The organism is Paenibacillus germinis (genome assembly GCF_013141785.1).
Lineage (GTDB): Bacteria > Bacillota > Bacilli > Paenibacillales > NBRC-103111 > Paenibacillus_E > Paenibacillus_E phytorum.
Genome location: NZ_WHOC01000087.1, coordinates 1 through 995, shown reverse-complemented (window position 1 = coordinate 995; position 995 = coordinate 1). Strand labels below are relative to the sequence as shown.

The 995-nt window shown below is 43.3% G+C and carries 1 protein-coding gene; it reads right to left on the bottom strand.

Annotation, left to right across the window (positions count from 1 at the left end; translation table 11 throughout):
* Nucleotides 1-180: 180 nt before the first annotated feature.
* Nucleotides 181-995 (bottom strand): copper amine oxidase N-terminal domain-containing protein (locus GC102_RS17505; RefSeq protein WP_171690697.1); only part of this gene is annotated, 815 nt, incomplete at its 5' end.

Sequence of the window (995 nt, the reverse complement as noted above, 5' to 3'; positions counted from 1 at the left end):
TCAATAAATCATCCGAGTTCTTTGAGTATTTGCTCTGAATGTAAAATCTACTACAAATATAAAGCAGAGACTAATCCCTTCACAACAAACTGCTAGCTGCCAAAGCCGATTAGAAACACAGGGGATGTCCCACAAAGAAAAGAACCATCCGTTAACGGATGGCTCTATAATTATTTCGGATTATTCTTCATAAATAACAACAGATTGAGTATCTGCTTCCCATTTAACTGCTGCTTTCAGGGCTTCGCTCACAAAACGAACCGGCACAACCGTGCTACCCTGTTCAATTGCTGCGGGTACCTCAAGTGTCACTTCTTTCCCGTTGACCGTAGCAGTCTTGCTATCAATAAAGAGTTTCACAGTAATACCATCGCGTGTAACAGTAACCGAGCGCTCTTCTGCGTTCCAAGTAACCGTGGCTTTTAAAGCTTCAGAAATTGCACGGAATGGAACTAGTGTGTTGCCTTCACGAATAAACGGAGCTACTTCGAAAGTAGGCTCTTCACCGTTAACGTACAATTTCACGCCTATTTTCCCTAGCTTCTCATACAATTTGCCAAGTTTTTTGTAAGAATCAAGATTCGTCACGTTTGCTAAAATAGCTTCCTTTTGAACGTACACGGCGTCAGTTACGCTGCCGTTCTTATCCAACAGATCTGCAACTACCGACAAAGCTGCGTCCTTCTCTTTGATTACCTCAAGCTCCGCTTTCTTTTCAGCCGTAAGTTGGGTCCCATATTTGCTTAAAAGAAGATCTGCAATAACAGCCCCTGCTGGCTTGTCCTTCACATTGTCGATCGCGTTGAGCAGCCCTTTATATCCATTATGGCCTTGATTGCCATACGTATCGGATGTAACAGTCGCATCCCTATCAGCTTTCACCTTGAGATCAACGTTAACCTTTACAGCATCAGACTTACCCTCATTCGATTGGCTTGTTTCAGATTTTGCCAATGCCGATCCTGCCATAAGACTTGTTGCTAGTACACATGACG